The sequence below is a fragment of the Thioclava sp. F1Mire-8 genome (assembly GCF_002213165.1).
Classification (GTDB): domain Bacteria; phylum Pseudomonadota; class Alphaproteobacteria; order Rhodobacterales; family Rhodobacteraceae; genus Thioclava; species Thioclava nitratireducens.
In genome coordinates, this window is record NZ_NBNY01000001.1 from 383,242 (window position 1) to 408,037 (window position 24,796).

The window sequence follows — 24,796 nt, forward strand, 5'->3', positions numbered from 1 at the left end:
GTTACTCCTTGATCAGCGTGGCAGTGGCGATGGCGGCGATGCCTTCCTCGCGCCCGGTGAAGCCCAGACGTTCGGAGGTGGTGGCCTTGACCGAGATCCGGCCCGGCTCGATCCCGATGATGCGCGCCAGAACCTGGGCCATTTCAGTGGCATGCGGGCCGATCTTGGGACGCTCGCAGATCAGCGTGACATCGGCATTGCCCAGACGGAAGCCTCGTGCTTCGGCCAGTTTCACCGCGTGGTCGAGGAAAATCTCGGACGCCGCGCCCTTCCACTGCGGGTCCGATGGCGGGAAATGCCGCCCGATATCGCCCTCGGCCAGCGCGCCATAGATCGCATCGGTCAGCGCGTGCATGCCCACATCGGCATCGGAATGGCCCTTGAGCTTCTTGTCATGCGGCACCGCGACCCCGCAGAGCGTCACGTGATCGCCCGGCTCGAACGCGTGCACGTCGTAACCATGACCCAAACGGATATCCATCTTGTCTCCCAACAGTCTCTCGGCCCGGGCGAAATCCTCCGGGTAGGTGATCTTCAGATTGTCCTCCGAGCCGCGCGTGATCGCAACCGATAGACCCGCCGCCCGGGCCACTTCCACGTCATCGGCGGACCCGCCGGGATGGGCGCGGTGCGCGCTGAGGATCGCGTCGAAATCGAAGCCCTGCGGGGTCTGCGCGCGGTAGAGCCCGTTGCGGTCCTGCGTGCCCGTGACCTGACCGTTCTCGCCGGTCCAGAGTGCATCCGACACGGGCAGGGCGGGAGCTGCCGCCTGTGTGCTGTCCAGCGCCTCTAGCACGCCGTCGATCACTGCGCGGCTCACCAGCGGGCGTGCCCCGTCATGGATCAGCACCTTCTCGACGCCCGAGCCCTCGAGCATCTCCAGCGCATTGCGCACCGAGGCATCGCGGCTGGCACCGCCCGCACACAGCGCGACCTTGCCCTGAAACAGCGCGACGCCGCGCGTCATGTCCTCGGGATGCAGAACGACCACGATCCGCCCGATGCCTTCGAAAGCGGCGACGGTATGGGCCAGCACCGGCTGCCCCGCGAGGCTCTGCCATTGCTTCGGGGTTTCTCCGCCGGCGCGGGTGCCGCGCCCGGCGGCGACGATGATGATGGCGTTGCTCATGGCGCCTCCCTGATCGCCCAAGGGCTTAGGCGAAGACGCGACTTTGCGCAATCGGTGCCGCTGGACGCGAGACGCTGCGGGATGTGACAACTGGCCACGGACCGGTGATTAAAAAATAGGCGGATGCTGATTTTCCCACCTAAAAAAGGCTGGACGCAATTGTGATTCTTTGGTCAAACGCCTAATTCGAAGGAAGACGCGTAACAGGACAGTCTCCGTGCCGCAGAATTTGGTTCTCGACGATATCACATTGACCCCTCCGGTCTTCCTCGCGCCGATGGCGGGGATCACCGACCTTCCGTTCCGGCGGATGGTGGCGCGCTTCGGCGCGGGTCTCGTCGTGTCCGAGATGGTGGCCTCGGGTGAGATGCTGACGGCGAAGCCCTCGGTGCGCGCGAAGGCGCGGGTCGAGATGGGGCTGGAGCTGCCGACCTCGGTGCAATTGGCGGGCCGTGAGCCCGAGCCGATGGCCGAAGCCGCGAAAATGGTCGCCGGCATGGGGGCGCGGATCATCGACATCAATATGGGCTGCCCGGCCAAGAAGGTGACGGGCGGGGCCTCGGGCTCGGCGCTGATGCGCGATCCAGATCACGCGCTGCGTCTGATCGAGGCGACGGTGGGCGCGGTCGATCTGCCGGTGACGCTGAAGATGCGGCTGGGCTGGTGTGACGATACGCATAACGCGGCCGAGATCGCGCGCCGGGCGGAGGCTGCGGGCGTGAAGATGATCGTCGTGCATGGGCGCACCCGGATGCAGTTCTACAAAGGCAACGCCGACTGGGAGGCGATTGCCGAGACGGTCGAGGCGGTCTCGATCCCGGTGATCGCCAATGGCGACGTGGTCGATGCGAGTTCCGCACGCGCAGCGCTTGCACAATCGGGCGCGGCGGGTGTGATGGTCGGGCGTGGGGCGCAGGGCGCACCATGGCGCTTGGCTGAAATCGGTCATGAAATCTTCGGATCGCCGAAGCCGCAGGTTCCGTACGGAAACGCACTTTGCGATTATATTTCAGAACATTACGAGGCGATCTTGAGCTTCTACGGCCGTGATCTCGGGCTGCGTCTCGCTCGCAAGCATCTGGGCTGGTATTGCGAGGCGGCGAACGCGCCGCTGCGCGCCGAGATGATGGTCAGCGAAACGCCGGAGGCGACCTTGGCGCTAATCGAGCGCGCTTTCGGCGAAAGGTGCGCCGCATGAACCTTCCGGCCCCCGGCATAATCTGGACTTCGCTGCCGACCCCGGCTTTGCTGATCGACGGCGATGATCTTGTCGACGAGGTGAACCCGGCCGCCGAGCTGTTCCTTAACCTCTCCGCCAAGGCGCTGCGGGGTAAGGCGATCGGCGAAAGGCTCGCGATTTCGGCGCCTTTGGAGGAGATCTTCTACCGGGTTCGGAAGAACCGCGCCTCTCTCTTCGTTAACGATGTCGAGCTGACGACGGGCGAGAAAGCCCCGGTGCAATGCAACCTTCAGGCTGCGCCGGTGGGCGAAGACCCCGACCGGGTGTTGCTGCTGATCGAGCCGCGCGAGCTGGCTGACCGGCTGGGCCGCGCGAGTCTCGTGAAATCGGCGGCGCGCTCGGCCATCGGTATGGCGGAGATGTTGGCCCATGAGATCAAGAACCCGCTCGCCGGGATCGCCGGGGCGGCCCAGCTTCTGAGCATGAACTTGTCCGGAGAAGACCTTGAATTAACGGATCTGATCGTCGACGAGACGCGCCGGATCGTGAAGCTACTCGAGCAGGTCGAACAGTTCGGCAATGTCCGTGCGCCCGAGAAGAAGCCGGTCAATATCCATGACGTACTCGACCGCGCACGCAAATCCGCAGGTGTGGGTTTCGGCGCGCATATGGCGATTACGGAAGATTACGATCCCTCGCTGCCGCCGACGCTGGGCGATGCGGATCAGTTGACTCAAGTCTTCCTGAACCTGTTGAAAAACGCCGCAGAAGCCTCTGAAGGAGCTGGGAATATCAAGATCCGTACCTTCTACGAACACAGCCTGCGTCTGCGTCGCGCCGATGGATCGGGGCAGCCCTTGCCGCTGCAGATCGAGATCATCGACGACGGCCCCGGTATTCCGCCGGAAATCTCCAACGAGATCTTCGAGCCCTTCGTCTCGGGTCGCGAGAACGGGACCGGGCTCGGTCTCGCCCTTGTCTCGAAGATCATCAACGATCACGACGGCTGGGTCACGCTCGACTCGGTCCCGGGCAAGACCCGGTTTCGCATTTCACTTCCCGTTGCGCCGAAGGAGGCCTGATCCATGGACGGCACCGTACTTGTCGCGGATGACGATCGCACAATCCGCACCGTTCTGACCCAGGCGCTTACCCGTGCGGGCTGCAAGGTTCACGCCACGGCCTCGCTCGTGACGCTGATGCGGTGGGTCGAAGAGGGCAAGGGTGATCTGGTGATTTCCGACGTCATGATGCCCGACGGGAACGGGCTGGAGGCGTTGCCGAAGATATCCGAGGAGCGTCCCGGCCTGCCGGTCATCGTGATCTCGGCGCAGAACACAATAATGACCGCGATTCAGGCGGCCGAGGCCGAGGCCTACGACTATCTGCCCAAACCGTTCGATCTGCCCGACCTGATGAAGCGTGCGCAAAAGGCGCTGGAGCAGAAGCGCCGCAGTCCGACCGCGCCGCGCGAGATCGACGGACGCGCCGATGCGGGCGATCTTCCGCTGGTCGGGCGCACGCCTGCGATGCAGGAGCTTTACCGGCTCGTTGCGCGGGTGATGAATGCCGATCTCGCGGTGCTGATCGCGGGTGAGAGCGGCACCGGCAAGTCCCTCATCGCGAAGGCTATTCACGACTTTTCCGACCGCCGCACGCTTCCCTTCGTGGTGGCGCAGGCAGGCGATCTGCAGGGCGCGGACGGCCCCGCGGCACTGGTGGCGAAGGCCAAAGGTGGCTCGCTCGTTTTCGACGAGGTCGGCGATTACGACGACGAGACGCAGGCGCGGATCGTGCGTATGCTCGACGCGCTGCCCGATCCCGCACCGCGTATCATGGCGACGACGCAGATCGACCTCGCGGGGCTGATGGAGGCGGGCAAGTTCCGTCAGGACCTGTTCTACCGGCTGGGCGGCGTGACGCTGAACGTGCCGAGCCTGCGCGAGCGGGTTGAGGATATCCCGCTTCTGGCCGAGCATTTCCTTGCCCGCGCCGAGCGCGACGGACTGGGGCTGCGCCGCTTCACGCCCGAGGCGCTGCAACTCGTGCGCGCCTATTCCTGGCCCGGCAACGTGCGCCAGCTCGAGAACACGATCCGCCGGCTTGCCGTGACCTCGCCCGAAGAGGAAATCACCCGGGCGGAGGCGGAATTCGTGCTGGGCAACCAGCCCGCGATCGAGCCGCTACGTCAGGGCGGCGAGGGCGAGAAGTTGTCCTCCTCCATCGCACGCCACCTGCGGCGCTATTTCGACCTTCACGGCGGCACGCTGCCACCGCCGGGCCTCTACGACCGGATTTTGAAGGAAATGGAGGCGCCGCTGATCGAAATCGCCTTGGATGCAACCGGCGGCAATCAAGCCAGATGTGCCGATTTGCTCGGCATCAACCGCAATACATTGCGGAAAAAGATCACTGATCTGGATATTCAGGTGACACGGCGCCGCAAACTGATGTAAACCCGCAACAGGGGCCTGTGGCTTTTCCGTCTAACGGATTCGCGAGCTTCAGCCCGGAATGAGGGGGCATTGGTGCAGGGCAGCACGGCATATCGCTCAGGCTGGGACCGTTTGGCGCGCTTTCGCCGCCAGAAGCGGGTCCGCAACCTGTTCACCTTCGGCCTGGTGGTGCTTGGCCCGGCGCTCGCGATTGCGACCTTTATTGTCCTCGGCCCCCTGGGACAGGGGGCGGACAGCACCGCGCTGCGCCTGATCCTGCTCGCCGATTTCGTCTATTTTCTGCTGCTCGCCGGTCTGATTTTGATGCGGCTGGTGCAGATCATCGCAGCCCGGCGCGCCCATTCCGCCGGCTCGCGGCTCACCCTGCGCCTGACGGGCGTTTTCGCGGGCATTGCACTGGTGCCGACGATCCTCGTCGCAGTCTTCGCGTTCCTTACCGTGAATATCGGCCTCGAGGGGTGGTTTTCCGACCGCGTGCGCTCGGTCGTCGGCACCTCGCTTCAGGCCGCCGAGGCCTATCAGTCCGAGCACAAGCGCGATCTGGTGCAGGACAGCCGGGCGCTCGCGAATTTCCTCGACCTGCGGCGGCAGGCGTCGACCTTCATGTCGGATGGCGAGCTGCGCGAATTGCTCATTACCGGGCAGGCGGGCATCCAGCGCGGCGTGAAAGAGGCCTATGTGATCGACGGTACGGGGCGCATCATCGCGCGCGGCGATCGCTCTTATCTCTTTGATTACGAAGAACCTTCTCCGCGTGACATCGTCGAGGCGCAGAAGGGCGAGACGGTGCTGATCGAGGATTGGCCGAACTCGGAACTGCGCGCGCTGATCCGGCTCGACGCTTTCGTGGATCGGTATCTGTATATCTCGCGCAAGGTGGATGGGCAGATTCTCGCGCTGCTGGACAAGACGCGCGAGACGGTGACGCTCTATCAGCAATTGGAGAGCGCCCGCGGTCGCGTCATCTTCGAATTCGGGCTGGTCTATTTCGGCTTCGCGCTGATCCTAATCCTCGCCGCGCTCTGGATGGGGCTGTGGTTCGCGGAGCGCCTGTCTCGGCCGATCGGGCGGCTCGCCGCCGCCGCGGAGCGGGTCGGCGCGGGTGATTTGGACGCGCGGGTGATCGAGGCCGAGGGCGACGACGAGATCGCGACGCTTGGCGAGGCGTTCAACCGCATGACCGGGCAACTGAAGGGCCAGCGCATGGCCCTGATGGAGAACCACCGCGAGACGGAAGAACGCCGTCGCCTGTTCGATTCCGTGCTGTCCTCGGTGACTTCGGGGGTGATCGGACTCGATGCCGACGGGCGGATCGATTTCATGAACCGGGCAGCTATGCAGTTGCTGGCGCTCAATAGCGTGAGCGATCATTCCCGCGACCTTGCAACCGCTGTTCCAGAATTTCTGTCGATTTACAACAAGTTGCAGGACGGCCTTAATGAAGTCGCGCAGGAGGAAATCCGGATTTCGCGCGGCGGGCGGCTGGAGAGCCTGCTGGTGCGCATGGCCGTTCGACGCAACGATCTGGGCACGCCCGAAGGCTATGTGGTCGCGTTCGAGGATGTGACCGATCTGGTCTCTGCGCAGCGGATGGCGGCCTGGGGCGACGTGGCGCGGCGCATCGCACATGAGATCAAGAACCCGCTCACGCCGATCCAGCTCTCGGCCGAACGGATCAAGCGTAAGTTCGGCAAGATGACCGAGGGCGAAGACCTAGAAACGCTCAATCAGCTTACCGGCGTTATTGTGCGCCAGACCAATGACTTGCGGCGCATCGTGGACGAGTTCTCGCGCTTTGCCCGGATGCCCGAGCCCGACCGTGCCGATCACGATCTTGCGCAGCTCGTGCGCGATGCGGCGACCTTGCAGCAAGACAGCCTGCATGGCGCGAAACTGGTGACGGATGTCCCGACCGAGCCGGTGATCGTCGAACTGGACGCGACGATGATTTCGCAAGCGGTGACTAACCTCGTAAAGAACGCGGGCGAAGCGATAGAATCCTATACGGAAAAAGGGAACGTGGAGGAAGGCTACGCGCCCGAGGTGCGCCTCGATATGGAAGTCGCCTCCGATCACGTGACGATCCATATCGCGGATAACGGGATCGGCCTGCCGCCGGACCGTTCGCGCCTGTTCGAGCCTTACGTGACGACGCGCGAGAAAGGCACCGGGCTGGGTCTTCCCATCGTCAAGAAGATCATCGAGGAACATGGTGGAACGTTGACGCTGAGCGACGCGCCCGCCTTCGTAGAGGGCGCCCATCGCGGGGCGCTCGCCGAAATCAGGCTCCCACGCGCGCGAGCAGCGCTCAGAGCCATCAAGGAGAGGGGCGAAGCCCCCGGGGAAGTGACATGAGCGACATTCTGATCGTCGACGACGAGAAAGACATCCGCGAGCTGATCGCCGACATCCTGCGCGACGAAGGCTTCAAGACACGCCTCGCGGCGAATTCCAACGAGTGCATGGACGAGATCAACGCGCAGGAACCGGCGCTGATGATCCTCGATATCTGGCTGAAGGACAGCAAGATGGACGGGATCGACATCCTCAAGACGGTCAAGCGCGACAATCCGGACGTGCCGGTGATCATCATCTCGGGCCACGGCAATATCGAGATCGCTGTGGCGGCTATCAAGCAGGGCGCTTACGACTTCATCGAGAAGCCGTTCAACATCGACCAGCTGATGGTGGTGATCTCCCGCGCGATGGAGACGGCGCGGCTGCGGCGCGAGAACTCGACGCTCAAGCGCCGCGACATGTCCTCGGGCGAGATGATCGGCGACTCGGCGGCTTTCCGGCGGCTGAAGGATCAACTCGACAAGGTGACCAAGTCCAACGGCCGGGTGATGCTGACGGGCGAGCCGGGCTCGGGCAAGGAGATGGCCGCGCGCTACATCCACCAGTTCTCGACCCGTGCGGCGGGGCCCTTCGTCACGGTCAATTCCGCCTCGATCGAGCCCGACCGGATGGAAGAGGTCCTCTTCGGGCGCGAGACGCCCGAGCGCGGCGTCGAGAAGGGCCTGCTGGAGCAGGCCCATGGCGGCGTGATCTATTTCGACGAGGTGGCGGAGATGCCGCTCGGCACGCAGTCGAAGATCCTGCGCGTCTTGACCGAGCAGCAATTTCTGCGTGTGGGCGGGGCCGACAAGGTCCGCGTCGACCTGCGGGTTATCTCGTCGACGACCCGCGATCTGACGGCACAGATCCGCGAGGGGCATTTCCGGCAGGAGCTCTACGACCGGCTCAACGTGGTGCCGATCGAGGTGCCGCCGCTCTCCGAGCGCCGCGAGGACGTGCCGCTTCTGGCCGACCATTTCCTGCGCGGCTTCAACGAGACCCAAGGCCTGCCGCTGCGAGAAATCTCGGAAGAGGCGGCGGCGCTGATGCAGACGATGGAGTGGCCCGGCAACGTCCGCCAGCTGCGCAACGTGATCGAGCGGGTGCTGATCCTCGGGGAAGGCACGGGCGTGATCGAGGCGCGCGAATTGCCCGGCCAGGAAGGCCCGGCGGATGAAGGGCGCATCGTTCTGGGCGGCGCGCTTGCAACGCTTCCACTGCGCGAGGCGCGCGAGCTGTTCGAGCGCGAATATCTGCTCACCCAGATCAACCGTTTCGGGGGCAACATCTCGCGCACCGCGAATTTCGTCGGCATGGAGCGCTCGGCGCTGCACCGCAAGCTCAAATCGCTCGGCGTCGTCACCACGAACAAGGCCGGCGCCCGCGTCGCCCAGTTTGACGGCGGCGAGGAGTAACCCAAAAAAACGCGCGCTCCTTGCGGGGCGCGCGTCTTGTCTTCGGCTTGGAAGAAATATCCCGGGGTGAGCCCGGAACGGGCGAGGGGCAGAGCCCCTCTTTTTTATTTCTCCGGCAAGAGCCCGCGCGGGCTGAAGCGCAGCACCATCAGCAGGATGATACCCATCACCAGCATCCGCATATGCGGGGCCGATTGGACCAGGTGATCCTTGAACCCGCCATCGGGGAAGGGAGCCGCCAGCGCGCCCATGATATCCGGGCCCCAGTCGCCTGCCTTGACCCAGACATACCAGATCAGCACGCCACCGAGGATCGAACCCCAGTTGTTCCCCGAGCCGCCCACGATCACCATCACGAGGATCAGGAAGGTGTAGCGCAGCGGGTTGTAGGAGGTCGGCGTCATCTGCCCGTCGAGCGAGATCATCATCGCGCCCGCAAGCCCGATCACCGCCGAGCCCAGCACGAAGATCTGCAGATGGCGGCGCGTGACGTTCTTGCCCATTGCCGCCGCCGAGATCTCGTTGTCGCGGATCGCGCGCATCATCCGTCCCCAGGGCGATTTCAGCGACATCTCGGTCAGCCAGATCAGCGCGAGGATGACGATCACGAACAGCACGAGGAAGGCCAGCTTCACCACGATGGTCGAGCCAAGCTGCGGATCGAGGCCCCAGCTCTGCATCTGCGCGACGAAGTCGGGCGAGTTCTGCAGGTCGATCTCGTAGGGCACCGGCCAGGGGCGCGGGATGCCATTGACGTTCAGCACGCCGCGGTCGAGCCACTGTTCGTTCTTCAGGATAGCAACGATGATCTCCGCGATGCCCAGCGTGGCGATCGCGAGGTAATCCGAGCGCAGGCCGAGGGCGGTCTTGCCGACCAGCCAAGCCGCGCCTGCGGCGAGAACCGCGCCCACGGGCCAGGAGATCAGCGTCGGAAGGCCAAGCCCGCCGAGGTTGCCCTGCGCCGAGGGGTTGATCGCCTCGATTACTTCGACCGCCGGATCGAAGAGCCAGCGATAGGTGAAGAAGCCGACGATCAGCACGGCCGTCACGGCGAGACCGCGCGTCTTTCCGCGCAGATTGCGCCAGATCCAGACCGCCGCCAGCACGGCGACGATGGCCACGAAGAAGGCCGCCATGATGCCCGGACCGCCGCCCGAGAAAGCGCCGGGGGTGGGCGGCATGGAGATCAGCACCGGGGCGAGGCCGCCAAGCGCGAGGAAGCCCATCGCGCCTGCGTTGAACAGGCCCGCATAGCCCCATTGCATGTTCACGCCGAGCGCCATGATCGCCGACAGAAGCCCCATGTTGAGAATGCCGAGCGCCGAGTTCCAGCCCGAGGTGAAACCTTCGAGCAGGATGAGCGCGGCCATGATGGCGAAGAAGAGGGGCGCACGGAGACGGCTGGTCTCACCAGCCTGACGATTGCTGCTCATACGATTTTCCCCTTGAAGAGGCCGGTCGGCTTGAAGATCAGGACAAGGATCAGGATCGTGAAGCTGACTGCGTATTTGTAGTCGGTGGAGAGAAGCTGAACGAGCCCGTCCGGCTCCCAGTTCGGGATCAGATAGGTCGCCACCTTCTTCCAAGCGTAGGTGAGGCCCACCTCCGAGAAGGAGATCACGAAGCCGCCCGCGATCGCGCCCACCGGGTTGCCGATGCCGCCGACGATGGCCGAGGCGAAGATCGGTAGCAGAAGCTGGAAATAGGTGAAGGCTTTGAACGACTTGTCGAGCCCGTAGAGCGTGCCTGCGATGGTCGCGAGCGCGCCGGTGATGATCCAGGTCACGGCCACGACCTTGTTCGGGTCGATGCCGGACAGCAGCGCCAGATCCTCGTTATCGGAAAACGCGCGCATGGATTTGCCGGTGCGCGTCTTGCCGAGGAACCAGAACAGCGCGGCCACGGTGATGATCGCGGTGACGACGGTGATCACCTGCGTCGAGCGCAGCGTCAGCGGCTCGGAGAGGCCCGTCATGTCGCGCCATTGCCGGGCGTTGATGACGAAGCGGGTGCCGTCGTCGAAATTGATCTGGTCGACGCCGATCAGGAAGCGCGTGAGCGCGTTCATCACGAACATCACGCCGACCGAGACCATGACCATGACCACGGGCGCAGCCCTGACTTTTCGGTAATACTGGTAAACGACCTTGTCGGTCCCGAGCATCAGCGCCGAGGTGATGACGATGCCGAAGGGCAATGCGAGCAGGGCGGTCGGCAGAGGCCCGAAGCTGATTCCCATCGCCTGGAAACCCCAGGTGATCAGGATCACGACCCCGGTGCCGAAGGCCATCGTATCGCCATGCGCGAAGTTGGAAAACCGCAGGATCGAGTAGATCAGCGTGACCCCGAGCGCGCCGAGCGCAAGCTGCGCGCCATAGGCGGTGGCGGGGATGATGACGTAATTGGTAACCGCGACGAGCGCGTTGATGAGTTCCATTCCTCAGCCCCCCAGGAAGGTGCGGCGGACTTCCGGGTCGGCCAGTAGGGCCTCGCCGGTGTCGGTGTACTTGTTCGCGCCCTGCACGAGCACATAGCCTTTATCCGCGATCTCAAGCGCTTGGCGGGCGTTCTGTTCGACCATCAGGATCGAGATGCCGGTGCGCGCGACCTCGATGATGCGGTCGAACAGCTCGTCCATCACGATGGGCGAGACGCCTGCGGTCGGCTCGTCGAGCATCAGGAGCTTCGGCTGGGTCATCAGCGCGCGGCCCACGGCCACCTGCTGACGCTGCCCGCCTGATAGCTCGCCCGCATTCTGGCGACGCTTTTCCTTCAGGATCGGGAACAGGTCGAAGACCTGATCCATCGTGCCCCGAAAATCGTCGTCGCGGATGAAGGCGCCCATCTCGAGGTTTTCCTCGACCGTCATGGTCGGGAAGACGTTGTTCACCTGCGGCACGAAGCCCATGCCTTTCTTGACGCGGTCCTGCGGCGAGAGGCCGGTGATGTCCTGCCCGTCGAGCGTGACCTTGCCTTCGCGCAGGCCGAGCATCCCGAAAACCGCCTTCATCGCGGTGGATTTGCCTGCGCCGTTCGGGCCGACGATCACCGCGATCTCGCCTTTTTCGACGGTCAGGGTGCAGTCGTGCAGGATGTCGGCCTTGCCGTAGCCGCCGGTCATGTGTGAGGCGTCGAGGTAGCTCATTGGTCGCCTCCATGGCCTGCTTCGTCGCCCAGACCGGGCTGCGCGCCGTGGTCTTCATGCGCGGCGGTCTCGGCGGTTTCCTCGGCCTTGACCTTGTTCTTCAGGCCGGTCCCCAGATAGGCCTCGATCACGGCCTCGTTTTCCATGATGTGATCGGCGGACCCTTGGGCCAGCACCTTGCCCTCGGCCATCACGATGACCGGGTCGCAGAGGCGGCCGATGAAATCCATGTCATGTTCGATCACGCAGAAGGTGTAGCCGCGCTCCTTGTTCAGTCGCACGATGGCGTCGCCGATCGTGTTCAGAAGCGTCCGGTTCACGCCCGCGCCGACCTCGTCGAGGAAGACGATCTTGGCTTCGACCATCATCGTGCGGCCCAGTTCCAGAAGCTTCTTCTGACCACCCGAGAGGTTCCCTGCCTTCTCATCCTTGAGATGCGAAATCGTCAGGAAATCAAGCACTTCATCGGCTTTCTTCAGAAGCGCCGCTTCTTCCTCGCGGATGTGTTTTCGCCCGAACCACGTGTTCCAGAGCGTCTCGCCGGCTTGCCCGGTGGGCACCATCATCAGGTTCTCGCGCACGGTGAGCGAAGGAAACTCATGCGCAATCTGGAAGGTGCGCAGCAGCCCCTTGTGGAACAGCTCGTGCGGGGCAAGCCCGGTGATGTCCTCGCCATCCATCGTTACACGGCCCGCGGTGGGTTCGTGCACGCCTGCGATGACGTTGAAGAGCGTGGATTTGCCGGCGCCGTTCGGTCCGATCAGCCCGGTGATAGAGCCGGTTGCAATCTCGAGGCTCGCGCCATCGACCGCCCGGAATCCGCCGAAGGATTTGACTAGGTTTTCAACCCGGATCATAGGGTCCCCTGAGTTGTAGGCATGTTAGCTTCACGCCGCATCTTGTTGTTTTATAATTGAAAACAGCCCGGATCGCTCCGGGCTGTCTCGCGTCTGATGATCGCTTAGCGGTATTTCACCGTTTCGATCTTGTCGTCCTTGATCTCGATTTCGCGGAAGGTGCCCGCGGCTTCGCCATTGCCGATCAGGTTGACGGCGGTCGCGCCTTCGTAATCGACAGGCTTGCCTTCCTTGATCAGGTCGAGCGCCTTGCCCAGCTCGCCGGGATAGATCTTCTCGCCGGGGCCGTTCGCGACTTCCATGACCTTGTCCTTGTAGACTTTCGGGTCGGTGGAGTCGGCGGCCTGCATCGCCAGCAGCATCAGGGCCGCCGCGTCATAAGCGCCGCCCGAATAGGCCGACGAGCCGTCGAAGCCGGCTTTCTCGGCCATGCCGAGATAGGTCTTCATGCCGTCGCCCGCGGAGTCGGGAAGCTGACCGAAGGAGCCGTTGATTTCCGAGCCGAAATTGTCTTCGAGCGTCTGGCTGACCATGCCGTCGGGGAAGACGAAGGTCTCGAAGGCGCCGGTGTCGAGCGCGCCGCGCAGGATGCCCGAGCCGCCCTGGTCGATATAGCCGACGATGACGAGCGCGTCGCCACCCGCGGAGGCGAGCGATGCGACTTCTGCGGAGTAGTCGCCCTTGCCGTCTTCATGCGCGGCCGAGATCGTGACGTTGCCGCCCTTGGCCTTGTAGGCTTTCTCGAAGCTGTCCGCGAGACCCTTGCCGTAGTCGTTGTTGGTGTAGGTGACGGCGGCGTTCTTGATGCCTTTCTCGATCAGCTCATCGGCCATGACTTCGCCCTGACGCGCATCCGACGGAGCGGTGCGGAAGAACAGGCCATCGTCTTCGAGATCCGAGAGCGCCGGCGAGGTCGCCGAGGGCGAGATCATCACGACGCCGTTCGGCATGGCGACGTTCTGCAGGACAGCGGTGGTCGCGCCCGAGCACATCGCGCCCATGATGCCGGCCACCTTGTCGGTGGTGACGAGCGTTTCGCCAGCAGCGGTTGCGGCTGCTGCGTCGACGCAAGTCGAGTCGCCGCGGACTGCGGTCACGGTGTCGCCACCCAGCAGCTTGCCGGAGTCGGAGACTTCCTTGATCGCCATCTCGGCACCCTGCGCCATCGGCGGGGCGAGCGATTCAAGCGGGCCGGTAAAGCCCAGCAGGACGCCCATCTTCACGTCATCGGCATATGCGCCGGTCGCGCCAAGCGCGATCGCAGCCGAAGCCAGAAGCAGTTTTTTCATGTGTTCACTCCCGTGTTGGAACTCGCGTTCTTGCGCGAGGTTAGTGCGCGGTGCGTCAAATGTGAAGAACCGCGAGTGGCGCGATGACGCGAAAAACCGACCCGAAGGTCAAGCATCGCGCAATGCGACGTAACGGCAATTTGGGCCGTTGTGCAAATTCGTGAAAGGCGAGGGGGCGGATTGCGCAATTTTCAGTCGAGCGAGTCTTCCGGTCCAACCTCGGAAGCGGCGTCCGGGATCTCCTTCTCGCCCGCAGCGCTCGCGCCGCGTTCACGGTAGGGTGTGGTCTGGTAATGCGCGCGGTAGCATTTCGAGAAATGCGAGGGGCTGGCGAAGCCGCAGGCCATGGCGACGTTGATCACGCTCATTTCGGTCTGCATCAGCAGGTTACGCGCCTTCTGCAGCCGCAATTCCATGTAATAGCGCTTGGGCGAGCGGTTGAGGTAGCGGCGGAACAGCCGCTCCAGCTGGCGCGCCGACATGCCGACCTCGGTGGCGAGCGTCGCGGGGCTGATCGGGTCTTCGATATTGCGCTCCATCCGGCCGATCACCTGCGCGAGCTTCGGGTGGCGCACGCCGATGCGGGTGGGAATCGACAGCCGCTGGGTGTCGCGGTCCGAGCGGATCGAGGAATGGATCAGCTGATCGGCGACTGTATTGGCCAGTTCCTCGCCGTGATCGCGGGCGATCAGCCGCAGCATCAGGTCGATCGAGGCGGTGCCACCCGCCGTCGTCACCCGGTTGCCGTCGATCACGAACACGCCCTTGGTCAGTTCGATATCGGGAAAATCCTCGGCGAAGGCGTCGATATTCTCCCAGTGGATCGTCGCGCGCTTGCCGTCGAGCAGACCCGCGCGGGCCAGCGCGTAAGAGCCGGTGCACAAGCCGCCCATCACCGCGCCGCGCCGCGCCTCGCGCCGCAGCCAGTTCAACAGCGGCTTGCTGACCGCCTCGGCCACGTCGATGCCGCCGCAGACCAGCACCATCGTGTCGCGTCCCAGCTCCTCCAGACCGATATCGGTGCGGAAGGTCGTCCCGTTCGAGCAGGTGACATCCGCGCCGGACTCTGAGGCGAGTTTCCACGTGTAGAGCGTGCGACCGGACACCTGGTTGGCGAGGCGCAGTGGCTCGATCGCGCTTGCGAAGGCCATCATCGTGAATCGCTCTAGAAGCAGGAAGACGACCGAACGCTGGCGTGCGTCCGGGCCAATCCGGATCATTCCTTGCGAAGGGGCTGGCCGACGGGTGGGGCGGGGATCAGGCATGTCGTCAATCCGTCATCTGTGGTGAATCACCGAAACAGGAAATTGGCGCGCGCCGCAAGAGGGGGGCAAGGTGGGCGCTGAAGACTTGTCGAAATGCAAATTCGGGTTTGTTTCCCAGACCCGCGCCGTCTATAAGCGGCGCCGAATGAACACGACCACGCTTTTGGAGGATCAGATGGGCAAGGGTTGGAGCAAATCGGACTGGCGCGCGAAACCGCGGGTTCAGATGCCCGACTATCCCGATCAGGGGGCGCTGAACGCTGTCGAGGCACAGCTGTCGCGGATGCCGCCGCTGGTCTTCGCGGGCGAGGCGCGCACGCTGAAGGCGGAGCTTGCGAAAGCTGCGCGTGGCGAGGCGTTCCTGCTTCAGGGCGGCGACTGCGCCGAGTCCTTCGGGGAATTTTCCGCCGACAATATCCGTGACACGTTCAAGGTGATGCTGCAGATGGCGGTCGTGCTCACCTGGGGCGCGAAGGTTCCGGTCATCAAGGTCGGCCGCATGGCGGGCCAGTTCGCCAAGCCGCGTTCGGCGCCGACCGAGACCATCGACGGCACCGAGCTGCCGAGTTACCGCGGCGACATCATCAACGGTTTCGAGTTCACCTCGGAGGCGCGTCTGCCCGATCCGAACCGGATGCTGCAGGCCTACACGCAGGCGGCGGCGTCGCTGAACCTGCTGCGCGCCTTCTCGACGGGCGGTTTCGCCGACATCCACCGCGTCCAGAGCTGGATCGCCGGCTTCACCGATGCCGACGAGGCCGAGAAATACCGCGAAGTCGCCAACCATATCAGCGAGGCGATGGACTTCATGCGGGCCGCGGGCGTGACCTCGGAAACCGCGAATGAGCTGGCTTCGGTCGATTTCTACACGTCGCACGAGGCGCTGCTGCTGGAATACGAAGAGGCGCTCTGCCGCATCGATTCCACCTCCGGCCTGCCGATTGCGGGCACCGGTCACATGCTCTGGATCGGCGACCGAACCCGTCAGCCCGACGGTGCACATGTCGAATTCGCACGCGGCGTGCAGAACCCGATCGGTCTGAAATGCGGCCCCACCACCACCGAGGACGACCTCAAGGTGCTGATGGAGAAGCTGAACCCGGAGAACGAGGCGGGCCGTCTGACGCTGATCGCGCGCTTCGGCGCGGGCAAGGTCGGCGATCACCTGCCGCGCCTGATCCGCACGGTCGAGGCCGAGGGCGCGAATGTCGTCTGGTCCTGCGATCCGATGCATGGCAACACGATCAAGTCCGCGTCGGGCTTCAAAACCCGCCCGTTCGACTCCGTGCTGCGCGAGGTGAAGGAATTCTTCGCGATTCACAAAGCCGAGGGCACGATCCCCGGCGGCGTGCATTTCGAGATGACCGGCAAGGACGTGACCGAATGCACCGGCGGCGTGCGCGCGGTAACCGACGGCGATCTTTCCTCGCGCTACCACACCGCCTGCGACCCGCGCCTGAACGCCTCGCAATCGCTGGAACTGGCGTTCCTCGTGGCCGAGGAGCTGCAGGACCGCCGCAAGCTCGCGAAAGCGGCGTCGCAATAAGGCCCCGCGCGCCGCGGCACAGTTTACGAAATAGATAGGCCCGGACCTTTGCGTCCGGGCCTATTTATTGCTGTCGGCGGTGCAGAGGTCATCCATCACGGGTCTTAACCCTCCTGTCGCACCACCCGGAACATCGCGCGGCGCTCTTCCGGGGTCATTTCCGCCAGACGTGCGGCGCGGGATTTCGGCCGCGGGGTGTAAGGCGTCTGGCTTTCGGCGAAGCCAGAGGTGGCGGCGGTCGGCACGGGCTGCTCGAAGGAGTGCGCCGGAGGAGACCTGCGCCCAGTCGGTCGGGGCGAAGGCTGCGGGTCGCGCAGGGGCGGCATCTCCAAAGGCTTGATCCGCGCGGCTGACACGGTAAAGCGGCGCGGGGCGCGTCCAGCGTCGAGGTTACCGTCCGCCGCGTCCGGAGCGCGCAGAGGTTCCGCTACGAAACATCCAAGCGCGCGCGTCACCGCCTCGAAATCGTCCGTTAGCGGCAGCATCAGCAGATGGCCCGTCAGTTCCGGTTTTCCGAGCCCTGCGGCCGAGGCCAGCTGCGCCTCGGCGATGGCGGGACGCGCGAAGACGGCCTCGGTCAGATCGGCGATCTGTTTGCGGGCTTCGGGCGCGAAAAGCGAGGTCAGGGGCATGCCGCGCACCTCCATTCCCATCAGGCCGCAGATATGCTGGCCGGCAAGGCGAAACCGCGCCATGCCCGGCGCGACGCGCTCGAGGATGAAGGCGAATTGCAGTGCCCGGTCGATGCCGCGCGGATCGATATCGGCGCGCGCGGGCATCGGGCGACCGTCGAGCAGCGCCTCCCAATAGGCGTGCAGCTCGTTGCCGACCCGGCGACCTTTGGCCGAGGCGGGGGATGCAGCGTTGCTGTCGGTCTCGCGATCCATTTCTATAATCCTTGTTTCGTCCCGCGCGGCACGGGCGCGGGGCCGCTTACTCTCGCCCGGCGCGCCGGTGGCGCGGGGCGCCTTGCGGTTGACCGTCGGGACGAAATCGTTACTGAACTCTTACCGGGCCCCAAGTTAGGCCATTTTTTCGTCACATGGAGAAAGAAACTCTTAAATGGTTAAGCCCGCCCCAGAGCCGCGCCCGGAGGGGGCGCCCGCCGCCGCCACCGTCTCGATGACCGGATTTGCCGCCGGACAGGGGAGCGGCGCGGGGCATGACTGGAGCTGGGATCTGCGCTCGGTCAATGGCAAGGGCTTCGACCTGCGGTTGCGGCTGCCCGATATCGAGGGGCTGGAGCCCGCGCTGCGCAAGGCGGTCGGCGAACGGGTCGCGCGGGGTAACGTCACGCTGAACCTGAAGCTCACGCAGGCCGTAGGCAGTGCCGCGATGCGGATCGAGCCGGAGGTGCTGAACGCTGCCCTTGCTGCCGTCGACAAGGTCGAGCGCGCAGCCGAACGCAAGGGCGTGGCGCTGGCGCCGCTCAAGCCGAGTGACCTGATGGCGATGCGCGGGGTGATCGACCATTCTGGCAGCACGATCGAGGATCCCGCCGCACTGCTGGCCGCCTTGATGGAGAGTTTTGCGCCTGTTCTGGAAAGCTTCGTCGCGATGCGCCGCGAGGAAGGCGCGCGGACGGGCGCGTTGCTGGCCGCCCGCATCGACGAGATCGCGGCGTTGACCGATGAAGCGGAAATCGCCGCCGCAGCACGCGCTCCGAAAGCTGCCGAGACGCTGCGCGCGGCGCTCGCGCGGGTGATGGAAGCGACCGAGGCCGATCCCGACCGGGTCGCGCAGGAACTGGCGCTGATCGCGATCAAGGCGGATGTCACCGAAGAGATCGAACGGCTCCGCGTCCATGTCGAGGCCGCGCGCGCGCTTCTCGCCGAGACCGGGCCCGTGGGCCGCAAATTCGAATTTCTGGCGCAGGAATTCGTGCGCGAGGCCAATACGCTGTGCTCGAAATCGGGCGATGCGGAGTTGACGCGGATCGGTCTGGCGTTGAAATACGCGATCGACCAGCTGCGCGAGCAGATCCAGAACGTAGAGTGATACCAATGCCCGACACTGCCCGCCGCGGCCTTCTGATCATCCTGTCCTCGCCCTCGGGCGCTGGAAAATCCACGCTTGCCAAACGGCTGATGAGCTGGGATCCGACGCTGCGCTTCTCGGTCTCGGCCACGACGCGCGATCCGCGCACGGGCGAGACCGATGGTGTCGAGTATTTCTTCAAGACCCGCGCAGAGTTCGAAGCGATGGTGGTGCAGGGCGACATGCTGGAACATGCCGAGGTGTTCGGCAATTTCTACGGCACCCCGAAAGGCCCGGTGGAGGCGGCGATGGGCGAGGGGCGCGATACGCTCTTCGACGTCGACTGGCAGGGCGGTCAGCAGATCCGCAACTCCACGCTTGGCAAGGACGTGGTCTCGATCTTCATTCTGCCGCCTTCGATCGCGGCGCTGGAAGACCGTCTGCGCAGCCGCGCGCAGGACAGCGACGACGTGATCCGCAGCCGGATGGAGAAATCGCTCGCCGAGATCAGCCATTGGTCGGAATATGACTATGTTCTGGTCAATGACGACCTCGACCGCGCCGAGGAGATGCTGCGCACCATTCTGACTGCGGAGCGTAACCGCCGCGATCGTCAGGTCGGGCTCAGCGAATTCGTGCGAAAACTGAACAGGGAGTTCGACGCAAGATGATTTACGAACTGGACGGGATCGCCCCGCAAATCGCCGAAGACGCATGGGTCGCCGCCGACGCCAACGTGATCGGCAAGGTCGTGTTGGAAGCCGAAACCTCGGTTTGGTTCTGCGCGACCCTGCGCGGCGATAACGAGGAAATCCGGGTCGGACGCGGCTCGAACCTGCAGGAAAACGTGGTCTGCCATACCGATATGGGTTTTCCGCTGACCATCGGCGAAAATTGCACGATCGGCCACAAGGCGATGCTGCATGGATGCACGATCGGGGACGGCTCGCTGATCGGGATGGGGGCGACGGTTCTGAATGGGGCGAAGATCGGCAAGGGCTGCCTGATCGGCGCCGGTGCGCTGATCACCGAGGGCAAGGAAATTCCCGATGGCAGCCTCGTGATGGGCGCGCCGGGCAAGATCGTTCGCGAACTCGACGAGGGCGCGCGCAAGGCGCTTCTGGGCTCGGCCGCGCATTACCGCGAGAATGCGGCGCGTTTCGCCAAGGGGTTGAAAGCGATCGGCTAATTGTCGCGTCGCTTGTCGACCGGCAAGGTGAATATATCGAAATCGAGCTGGGGATGCGCGGCGCGCACCTCCTGCCGGATGAAGTCGATATTCGGAAGCGGAGTGGAATAGGCTCGCAGCTTGCCGGTAAACCCGAACCGTTCGAGACGCTTTGCCAGATCGAGAATGTCGAACCGCGTGGTCAGCAGCGGCGCCAGCACCAGTTCGGGGCGCAGAGCCGCCATCTTTTTCGCGGTGATCTGGTCGTATTGCAGTACCTGAATCGCCTGGCCCGAAATCTCGTTGAGCGACGGGGGCAACTTTCCGCCCGGGTCTACAAGCAGAAGGTTGCTGCTCTCGGACGTTTTCACGCATTGAAAGAGAACAGCTTGTAGCGCAAGGCGGGAACTCGGGGTTCTTGGCATAATTCGTAATAACCTCATCGCCCCCGATGATGTATTCGACGGAACCCGACCGGGCTCCGCTAAATACACGCCTAGGTTTAACGTCTCGGTAGCCATTCTACAACCCATTGATTGCGAACCGCGAAGCGTGAGTTGCAATGCCGATGCAGGGTTGGATTTCATGTCTATGACAAGCCTTTACAGCTCGCCTCGCATCGCTCAAACCTTGCTCCGAACGAGATGGCAGGCGGGGAGGCGCGGCAATGAGCCAAGGGGCGATCGGACAGGTTCTCGACGCGCTGCCGAGCGCGGTTTTGCTGATCGGGCGCGACGAGCGGATCGCGCAGGGCAATCTCGCAGCCAATCGGCTGTTCGGCACGCAGTTTCTCGGGCGCCCCTATGTGACGGTGTTGCGCCAGCCCGGCTTCGGCGCGGCGGTAAGCGCGGCGCTGCGCGGGGCGCGGCCCGATCCGGTTCGCCTGCGGCTGCATCCCACCGGTCAGGCCGAGACGATCACGCTGGTGCATTTCTCTCCGCTGCCGCCCGCGCCCGAAGGGCCGCTTGCGACGAATTCGGTTCTGGCAAGCTTCGAAGACATCACGGCTCTCGAATCTGCCGAAGCCATGCGGCGCGATTTCGTTGCAAATGTGAGCCACGAGTTGCGCACGCCGCTGACCGCTCTGATGGGTTTCATCGAGACGCTCCGCTCGAGCGCGCGCGACGATGCGGCGGCGCGCGACCGGTTCCTGTCGATCATGGAGCGCGAGGCGGCGCGGATGAACCGTCTGGTGGGCGATCTTCTCTCGCTCAGCCGTGTCGAGGGCGAAGAGCGGATGCGTCCCACTGGCAAGGTCGATCTGGCGCTGGTGCTCAAAGGGATCACGCAGACGCTCGAACCCGTGGCAGAAGCGGCGTCCGTCAAGTTGATCTGCGAGGGCGAAACCGGGGCCTTGCCCGTGCAGGGCGATCCCGATCAGCTGACGCAGGTCTTCTCGAACCTCGTGGAGAACGCGATCAAATATGGCGGGCAGGGCGGCGAGGTGCGGCTGCGGGTCTCGCTGATCCCGCATGAGCCGGTGTTGCGCGGCAAAGCCTATCGCGTCGATGTGATCGACCGCGGCGAGGGCATCGACGAACAGCACCTGCCGCGCCTGACCGAGCGCTTCTACCGCGTCGATACCCACCGCTCGCGCGAAAAGGGCGGAACGGGGCTGGGTCTCGCCATCGTCAAGCATATCGTGGCGCGCCACCGTGGCCGGTTCCGCGTCGACAGCAAGAAGGGCGAGGGCAGCTGCTTCACGGTGATCCTGCCTGCGGCCTGAGAGCGCGCCGGTACGGTTCGGTTTCGGCAGACGAGATGCGCTGACGTTCTGTCACTTCCGCGTCGCGCTCCCTTGAACCGGGACGCGCAAACCGATAGCTTTATGGCAACTTCAAATCGGAGGGCGTAATGATGACGCCCAAGCGTCCCCGGTCGGCGGGCGCGCTCCCGACAGCTGCATCGCCCGCGCGGGCGGTGAAACCGGCTCAGGTCGAGTCCCCCGCGACCAAATCCGCCAAGTCCGGCGAGGGGCTATATGCCGCTCTCGACCTTGGCACCAACAGTTGCCGGATGCTGATTGCCCGTCCCAAGGGTTCTCAGTTTCAGGTCGTGGACAGCTTCTCGAAAGCGGTCCAGCTGGGTCAGGGTCTCGAAACCTATGGCCGGTTGTCGCGCAGCTCGATGTCGCGCACCGTTCAGGCTTTGCAAATCTGTCGCCGCAAGATCGAAACGCACGGGGTCACCCGGATGCGTCTGGTGGCGACCGAAGCCTGCCGGCGCGCCAAGAATGCGCGCGACTTTATCCGTTATGTACGCCGCGAGACCGGCCTGCCGCTGGAGATCATCGCGCCCGAGGAAGAGGCGCGGCTGGCCGTGATCTCCTGCGCTTCGCTGGTGTCGCCCAATTCCGAGCAGGTTCTGGTGGTCGATATCGGCGGCGGCTCGACAGAGCTCGTCTGGATCGACCTCGAAGACGTGCCGCCCGGCGACAGGGCCCGCGCGATCATGCGGCTCTCGCAAGGGTTCAACCAGCCCGACGGGCCCGATCCGGCGGCACGCGTTGTCGATTGGATTTCGGTGCCGCTCGGGGTCGCGACGCTCAAGGATCAATTCGCCGATGTCGAAGACGATGCCGCACGCTTTGCGCTTATGAGCTGGTTCTTCGAGGAGAAGCTCGCGGACTTCACGCCCTACGCGGCGGGCAGCCCGCAGGACGGGTTCCAGATTATCGGCACCTCGGGCACCGTCACGACGGTCGCGGCCTGCCACCTCAACCTGAAGCGCTATGACCGCAACCGGGTGGACGGGCTGACCATGACCTCGGGCGAGATCGACGCTGTGATCCGCTCCTTCCTGCAACTCGGGCCCGCCGGGCGGCGCTCCGACCCGCGGATCGGGCGCGACCGACACACCTTGATCATGTCCGGCGCCGCAATTCTCCAGGCCCTTATGCGGGTCTGGCCCACCGACCAGATGTCCATTGCCGACCGTGGCCTGCGCGAGGGGCTCCTCTATGCGCAAATGGCCGGAGACGGCGTGTTAGAAGAGATTAAATGATGGCGAAGACACCCAGCGGCAAGAACACTTCGGGACGCGGGCAGCGTGACCTGCGCGTGCGCGTGAAGACGGCGAAGGGGCGCAAGCTGTCCTCGACCCTCTGGCTGGAGCGGCAGCTGAACGACCCTTACGTGCAACGTGCAAAGAAAGAGGGCTATCGAGGCCGTGCCGCCTACAAAATCCTCGAGCTGGACGACAAGTATCGCTTCCTCGTGCCCGGCGCGCGCGTGGTCGATCTGGGTTGTGCGCCTGGCGGCTGGTGTCAAGTGGCGGTCAAGCGTGTGAACGCCCTGGGCGAGAAATCCGGCAAGAAGGTCGGCACCGTTCTGGGTGTCGATCTGCAGGAGGTCACGCCGATCGCCGGGGCCGAAATCCACGTGCTCGATTTCCTCGAAGAAGGCGCCGACGACAAGGTCAAGGAATGGCTTGGCGGCTCTGCGGATGTGGTGATGTCGGATATGGCGGCCGCGTCCTCGGGGCACCAGAACACCGATCACCTGCGCATCATCACGCTGTGCGAAGCGGCGGCAGAGTTCGCCTTCGACGTGCTCGAAGAGGGCGGCACATTTGTCGCCAAGGTTCTCGCAGGCGGCGCGGAGCAGGGATTGATGACGATCCTGAAGAAAAACTTCACCAAGGTCGCCAATGTGAAACCGCCAGCCTCGCGCTCGGACAGCTCGGAGAAATTCGTGGTGGCGCAAGGTTTTCGCGGGCGGCGGCACGAGGAGCCGTGAGCCTAGACTGTCTCAACCCCGAGACAGGTGCCTGCCCGCTCAGCGGGAATTTACGTTGTGAACGGTTCGAATCGGCCTAACCTGCGTGGACTTTCATAGGCTGCGCAAGAGAGGGAGGCTTTCGCATGCCGTCACTGCATACGGGCGTTCCGCGCCAACATGCCGATATCGTGCGCGAAGTCGTCTCTTCGCCGAAATCCGCCACGCGGGCGGGGTTCGCGGCGAGCTGGCGCCGCTCGATGATCCATCATCGCATCGACCCCGAAACCGGTGGGCGCAACGAGCGCCTGACCCAGGCCGAGATGCGCGAGCGGCGCGAGCGGGCGGAACTGATGATGCGGATCGCCTCGCCGGTGCTCGACCGTCTGTCGCGGGCGGCAGGCGATGCGGGCTGCACGGTCCTTCTATCCGACGCGGGCGGGCTCGTGCTGGACGAGCGTTTGCGCGACGCGGATAAGGATGATTTCCATTCCTCCAACCTCGCGCCCGGCTCGGACTGGTCCGAAGGGGTCGAGGGCACGAACGGCATCGGTACCTGCGTCGCCGAGGCGCGCCCCGTCACCGTCTGGCGCGATCAGCATTTCCGCACCCGCAACACGGTGCTGACCTGCATGGGCTCGCCCATTTTCGGCGCGCAGGGCGATCTGGCCGGCGTGATCGACGTCAGCTCCGCGCGCTCCGACATGACCGAGGGCTATGCGCGCCTCGTGGCGCTGACCGTGCAGGACGCGGCGCACCGGATCGAGGCGGACCTGTTCCGCGCCTCCTATGACGGCGCGCGCATCCTCTCGACCGGCTCGGGCGAAACCGGGGCGCAGGGCGTGATGCTGTTGGCGCTCGACCGCGACGATCTCGTCGTCGGCGCCACCCGCGCCGCCCGGCGGCACCTCGGCATCGAAGCCGGGCAGATCGGCCAGCTTCCGGCCTCCGATCTGCTGGAGCATGGCATCCGCAACGGTCTCGAAGAAGCGCAACGCGCCGAAATGGCCCGCGCACTGGCCCGCAACGGCGGCAACGTCTCGGCTGCCGCCCGCGATCTCGGCATCGGTCGGGCGACCTTCTACCGCAAGGCCAAGGCGCTCAACCTCGGCGTTTGAGTGGCGGTGAGGCGGGCAGGGGGCTGGGCCGACCGATCACGGCGCTATTCTATCGCGTTTCCGGATCTCCGTTTGTTGCCTGGCACCCCGTGGGGCGCCTGCCTTGTGGTAACAACTGCAAGTCGTCGTGCGCCCAATTAGCTGTGCAAAGTGCTTCACTCACATTTTCGCAACGGTTTCCCACATAGATCGGTCCGG

The 24,796-nt window shown here is 64.5% G+C and carries 22 protein-coding genes; 13 read left to right on the forward strand and 9 right to left on the reverse strand.

Annotated elements, in window-relative coordinates; genetic code table 11:
• Position 1 precedes the first annotated feature (1 nt).
• The gene (locus B6V75_RS01835) at positions 2-1,129 is read right to left on the reverse strand and encodes a bifunctional 2-C-methyl-D-erythritol 4-phosphate cytidylyltransferase/2-C-methyl-D-erythritol 2,4-cyclodiphosphate synthase (protein WP_088718545.1); all 1,128 of its coding nucleotides are present in this window, start codon (positions 1,127-1,129) and stop codon (positions 2-4) included.
• A gap of 217 nt (positions 1,130-1,346) precedes the next feature.
• Between B6V75_RS01835 and dusB the strand changes: the two genes are divergently transcribed.
• The 5 genes from dusB to B6V75_RS01860 all read left to right on the forward strand — a co-directional run bounded on the left by dusB (position 1,347) and on the right by B6V75_RS01860 (position 8,517).
• The gene (gene dusB / locus B6V75_RS01840) at positions 1,347-2,327 is read left to right on the forward strand and encodes a tRNA dihydrouridine synthase DusB (RefSeq protein ID WP_255415018.1); all 981 of its coding nucleotides are present in this window, start codon (positions 1,347-1,349) and stop codon (positions 2,325-2,327) included.
• Positions 2,324-3,391, forward strand: coding sequence for an ATP-binding protein (locus B6V75_RS01845; protein WP_075774912.1), 1,068 nt, complete (start codon positions 2,324-2,326; stop codon positions 3,389-3,391). The genes dusB and B6V75_RS01845 overlap by 4 nt, the downstream gene beginning before the upstream one ends.
• 3 nt (positions 3,392-3,394) lie before the next feature.
• Positions 3,395-4,765 carry a response regulator gene (locus tag B6V75_RS01850; RefSeq protein WP_075774911.1) on the forward strand — a complete coding sequence of 457 codons (1,371 nt, stop codon included), beginning with the start codon at positions 3,395-3,397 and terminating at the stop codon, positions 4,763-4,765.
• Positions 4,766-4,837: 72 nt separating this feature from the next.
• Complete coding sequence (locus B6V75_RS01855) at positions 4,838-7,120, forward strand: PAS domain-containing sensor histidine kinase (RefSeq protein ID WP_088719364.1); 2,283 nt, start codon at positions 4,838-4,840, stop codon at positions 7,118-7,120.
• Positions 7,117-8,517 carry a sigma-54 dependent transcriptional regulator gene (locus B6V75_RS01860; protein WP_075774910.1) on the forward strand — a complete coding sequence of 467 codons (1,401 nt, stop codon included), beginning with the start codon at positions 7,117-7,119 and terminating at the stop codon, positions 8,515-8,517. The genes B6V75_RS01855 and B6V75_RS01860 overlap by 4 nt, the downstream gene beginning before the upstream one ends.
• A 104-nt stretch (positions 8,518-8,621) precedes the next feature.
• Here the strand turns inward: B6V75_RS01860 and B6V75_RS01865 are convergent, their stop codons facing one another.
• The 6 genes from B6V75_RS01865 to B6V75_RS01890 all read right to left on the reverse strand — a co-directional run bounded on the left by B6V75_RS01865 (position 8,622) and on the right by B6V75_RS01890 (position 15,028).
• Positions 8,622-9,950 (reverse strand): branched-chain amino acid ABC transporter permease, encoded by a 1,329-nt coding sequence (locus B6V75_RS01865; RefSeq protein ID WP_088718546.1) that lies wholly within the window; start codon positions 9,948-9,950, stop codon positions 8,622-8,624.
• Entirely contained in the window at positions 9,947-10,954 is a 1,008-nt protein-coding gene (locus tag B6V75_RS01870; protein ID WP_075774908.1) for a branched-chain amino acid ABC transporter permease, read from the reverse strand. Before B6V75_RS01870 ends, B6V75_RS01865 begins: the two co-directional genes overlap by 4 nt.
• 3 nt (positions 10,955-10,957) lie before the next feature.
• The gene (locus B6V75_RS01875; protein ID WP_075774907.1) at positions 10,958-11,662 is read right to left on the reverse strand and encodes an ABC transporter ATP-binding protein; all 705 of its coding nucleotides are present in this window, start codon (positions 11,660-11,662) and stop codon (positions 10,958-10,960) included.
• Positions 11,659-12,519: an ABC transporter ATP-binding protein gene (locus B6V75_RS01880; protein ID WP_075774906.1), complete on the reverse strand. Its 861-nt coding sequence runs from the start codon at positions 12,517-12,519 to the stop codon at positions 11,659-11,661. The genes B6V75_RS01875 and B6V75_RS01880 overlap by 4 nt, the downstream gene beginning before the upstream one ends.
• Positions 12,520-12,623: 104 nt before the next feature.
• A complete protein-coding gene (locus tag B6V75_RS01885; RefSeq protein WP_075774905.1) occupies positions 12,624-13,808 on the reverse strand; it encodes an ABC transporter substrate-binding protein in 1,185 nt (394 codons plus the stop codon).
• A gap of 191 nt (positions 13,809-13,999) precedes the next feature.
• A complete protein-coding gene (locus tag B6V75_RS01890) occupies positions 14,000-15,028 on the reverse strand; it encodes a GlxA family transcriptional regulator (protein ID WP_088718547.1) in 1,029 nt (342 codons plus the stop codon).
• A 220-nt stretch (positions 15,029-15,248) separates the two neighbouring features.
• On the opposite strand from B6V75_RS01890, the gene B6V75_RS01895 reads away from it, so the two are divergent.
• Positions 15,249-16,619 carry a 3-deoxy-7-phosphoheptulonate synthase class II gene (locus B6V75_RS01895; protein WP_075775120.1) on the forward strand — a complete coding sequence of 457 codons (1,371 nt, stop codon included), beginning with the start codon at positions 15,249-15,251 and terminating at the stop codon, positions 16,617-16,619.
• A 104-nt stretch (positions 16,620-16,723) separates the two neighbouring features.
• On the opposite strand, the gene B6V75_RS01900 is transcribed toward B6V75_RS01895, so the two are convergent.
• Complete coding sequence (locus tag B6V75_RS01900) at positions 16,724-17,506, reverse strand: PAS domain-containing protein (RefSeq protein ID WP_088718548.1); 783 nt, start codon at positions 17,504-17,506, stop codon at positions 16,724-16,726.
• 175 nt (positions 17,507-17,681) lie between these two features.
• Here B6V75_RS01900 and B6V75_RS01905 point away from each other — a divergent pair, with 175 nt between their 5' ends.
• From B6V75_RS01905 to B6V75_RS01915, 3 genes are read left to right on the forward strand one after another with little or no spacing between them, the layout of a single operon-like run.
• On the forward strand, positions 17,682-18,617 hold the full coding sequence (locus tag B6V75_RS01905; protein ID WP_240496888.1) for a YicC/YloC family endoribonuclease: 936 nt from the start codon (positions 17,682-17,684) through the stop codon (positions 18,615-18,617).
• 5 nt (positions 18,618-18,622) lie between these two features.
• On the forward strand, positions 18,623-19,267 hold the full coding sequence (gene gmk / locus B6V75_RS01910) for a guanylate kinase (protein WP_075774902.1): 645 nt from the start codon (positions 18,623-18,625) through the stop codon (positions 19,265-19,267).
• Positions 19,264-19,785, forward strand: a complete 522-nt coding sequence (locus B6V75_RS01915; RefSeq protein ID WP_088718549.1) for a gamma carbonic anhydrase family protein — start codon at positions 19,264-19,266, stop codon at positions 19,783-19,785. Before gmk ends, B6V75_RS01915 begins: the two co-directional genes overlap by 4 nt.
• Here the strand turns inward: B6V75_RS01915 and B6V75_RS01920 are convergent.
• Positions 19,782-20,084, reverse strand: coding sequence for a hypothetical protein (locus B6V75_RS01920; protein ID WP_088718550.1), 303 nt, complete (start codon positions 20,082-20,084; stop codon positions 19,782-19,784). The genes B6V75_RS01915 and B6V75_RS01920 overlap by 4 nt on opposite strands.
• A 347-nt stretch (positions 20,085-20,431) precedes the next feature.
• Here B6V75_RS01920 and B6V75_RS01925 point away from each other — a divergent pair, with 347 nt between their 5' ends.
• The 4 genes from B6V75_RS01925 (at position 20,432) to B6V75_RS01940 (ending at position 24,598) form a co-directional block, all read left to right on the forward strand.
• Positions 20,432-21,490, forward strand: coding sequence for an ATP-binding protein (locus tag B6V75_RS01925; RefSeq protein WP_088718551.1), 1,059 nt, complete (start codon positions 20,432-20,434; stop codon positions 21,488-21,490).
• A 131-nt stretch (positions 21,491-21,621) separates the two neighbouring features.
• Positions 21,622-22,767 carry a Ppx/GppA phosphatase family protein gene (locus B6V75_RS01930; protein WP_075775118.1) on the forward strand — a complete coding sequence of 382 codons (1,146 nt, stop codon included), beginning with the start codon at positions 21,622-21,624 and terminating at the stop codon, positions 22,765-22,767.
• Positions 22,767-23,501, forward strand: coding sequence for an RlmE family RNA methyltransferase (locus tag B6V75_RS01935; RefSeq protein WP_075775117.1), 735 nt, complete (start codon positions 22,767-22,769; stop codon positions 23,499-23,501). Before B6V75_RS01930 ends, B6V75_RS01935 begins: the two co-directional genes overlap by 1 nt.
• A 125-nt stretch (positions 23,502-23,626) precedes the next feature.
• Entirely contained in the window at positions 23,627-24,598 is a 972-nt protein-coding gene (locus B6V75_RS01940) for a GAF domain-containing protein (protein WP_075774898.1), read from the forward strand.
• Positions 24,599-24,796 lie beyond the last annotated feature (198 nt).

What these genes read in the sequence shown, in the direction of transcription:
- B6V75_RS01835 (WP_088718545.1), bottom strand. Translation starts at nt 1,129, where the DNA reads ATGAGCAACGCCATCATCATCGTCGCCGCCGGGCGCGGCACCCGCGCC.
- B6V75_RS01845 (WP_075774912.1), top strand. Translation starts at nt 2,324, where the DNA reads ATGAACCTTCCGGCCCCCGGCATAATCTGGACTTCGCTGCCGACCCCG.
- B6V75_RS01850 (WP_075774911.1), top strand. Translation starts at nt 3,395, where the DNA reads ATGGACGGCACCGTACTTGTCGCGGATGACGATCGCACAATCCGCACC.
- B6V75_RS01860 (WP_075774910.1), top strand. Translation starts at nt 7,117, where the DNA reads ATGAGCGACATTCTGATCGTCGACGACGAGAAAGACATCCGCGAGCTG.
- B6V75_RS01865 (WP_088718546.1), bottom strand. Translation starts at nt 9,950, where the DNA reads ATGAGCAGCAATCGTCAGGCTGGTGAGACCAGCCGTCTCCGTGCGCCC.
- B6V75_RS01870 (WP_075774908.1), bottom strand. Translation starts at nt 10,954, where the DNA reads ATGGAACTCATCAACGCGCTCGTCGCGGTTACCAATTACGTCATCATC.
- B6V75_RS01875 (WP_075774907.1), bottom strand. Translation starts at nt 11,662, where the DNA reads ATGAGCTACCTCGACGCCTCACACATGACCGGCGGCTACGGCAAGGCC.
- B6V75_RS01880 (WP_075774906.1), bottom strand. Translation starts at nt 12,519, where the DNA reads ATGATCCGGGTTGAAAACCTAGTCAAATCCTTCGGCGGATTCCGGGCG.
- B6V75_RS01885 (WP_075774905.1), bottom strand. Translation starts at nt 13,808, where the DNA reads ATGAAAAAACTGCTTCTGGCTTCGGCTGCGATCGCGCTTGGCGCGACC.
- B6V75_RS01890 (WP_088718547.1), bottom strand. Translation starts at nt 15,028, where the DNA reads ATGATCCGGATTGGCCCGGACGCACGCCAGCGTTCGGTCGTCTTCCTG.
- B6V75_RS01895 (WP_075775120.1), top strand. Translation starts at nt 15,249, where the DNA reads ATGGGCAAGGGTTGGAGCAAATCGGACTGGCGCGCGAAACCGCGGGTT.
- B6V75_RS01900 (WP_088718548.1), bottom strand. Translation starts at nt 17,506, where the DNA reads ATGGATCGCGAGACCGACAGCAACGCTGCATCCCCCGCCTCGGCCAAA.
- B6V75_RS01905 (WP_240496888.1), top strand. Translation starts at nt 17,682, where the DNA reads ATGGTTAAGCCCGCCCCAGAGCCGCGCCCGGAGGGGGCGCCCGCCGCC.
- gmk (WP_075774902.1), top strand. Translation starts at nt 18,623, where the DNA reads ATGCCCGACACTGCCCGCCGCGGCCTTCTGATCATCCTGTCCTCGCCC.
- B6V75_RS01915 (WP_088718549.1), top strand. Translation starts at nt 19,264, where the DNA reads ATGATTTACGAACTGGACGGGATCGCCCCGCAAATCGCCGAAGACGCA.
- B6V75_RS01925 (WP_088718551.1), top strand. Translation starts at nt 20,432, where the DNA reads ATGAGCCAAGGGGCGATCGGACAGGTTCTCGACGCGCTGCCGAGCGCG.
- B6V75_RS01930 (WP_075775118.1), top strand. Translation starts at nt 21,622, where the DNA reads ATGACGCCCAAGCGTCCCCGGTCGGCGGGCGCGCTCCCGACAGCTGCA.
- B6V75_RS01935 (WP_075775117.1), top strand. Translation starts at nt 22,767, where the DNA reads ATGGCGAAGACACCCAGCGGCAAGAACACTTCGGGACGCGGGCAGCGT.
- B6V75_RS01940 (WP_075774898.1), top strand. Translation starts at nt 23,627, where the DNA reads ATGCCGTCACTGCATACGGGCGTTCCGCGCCAACATGCCGATATCGTG.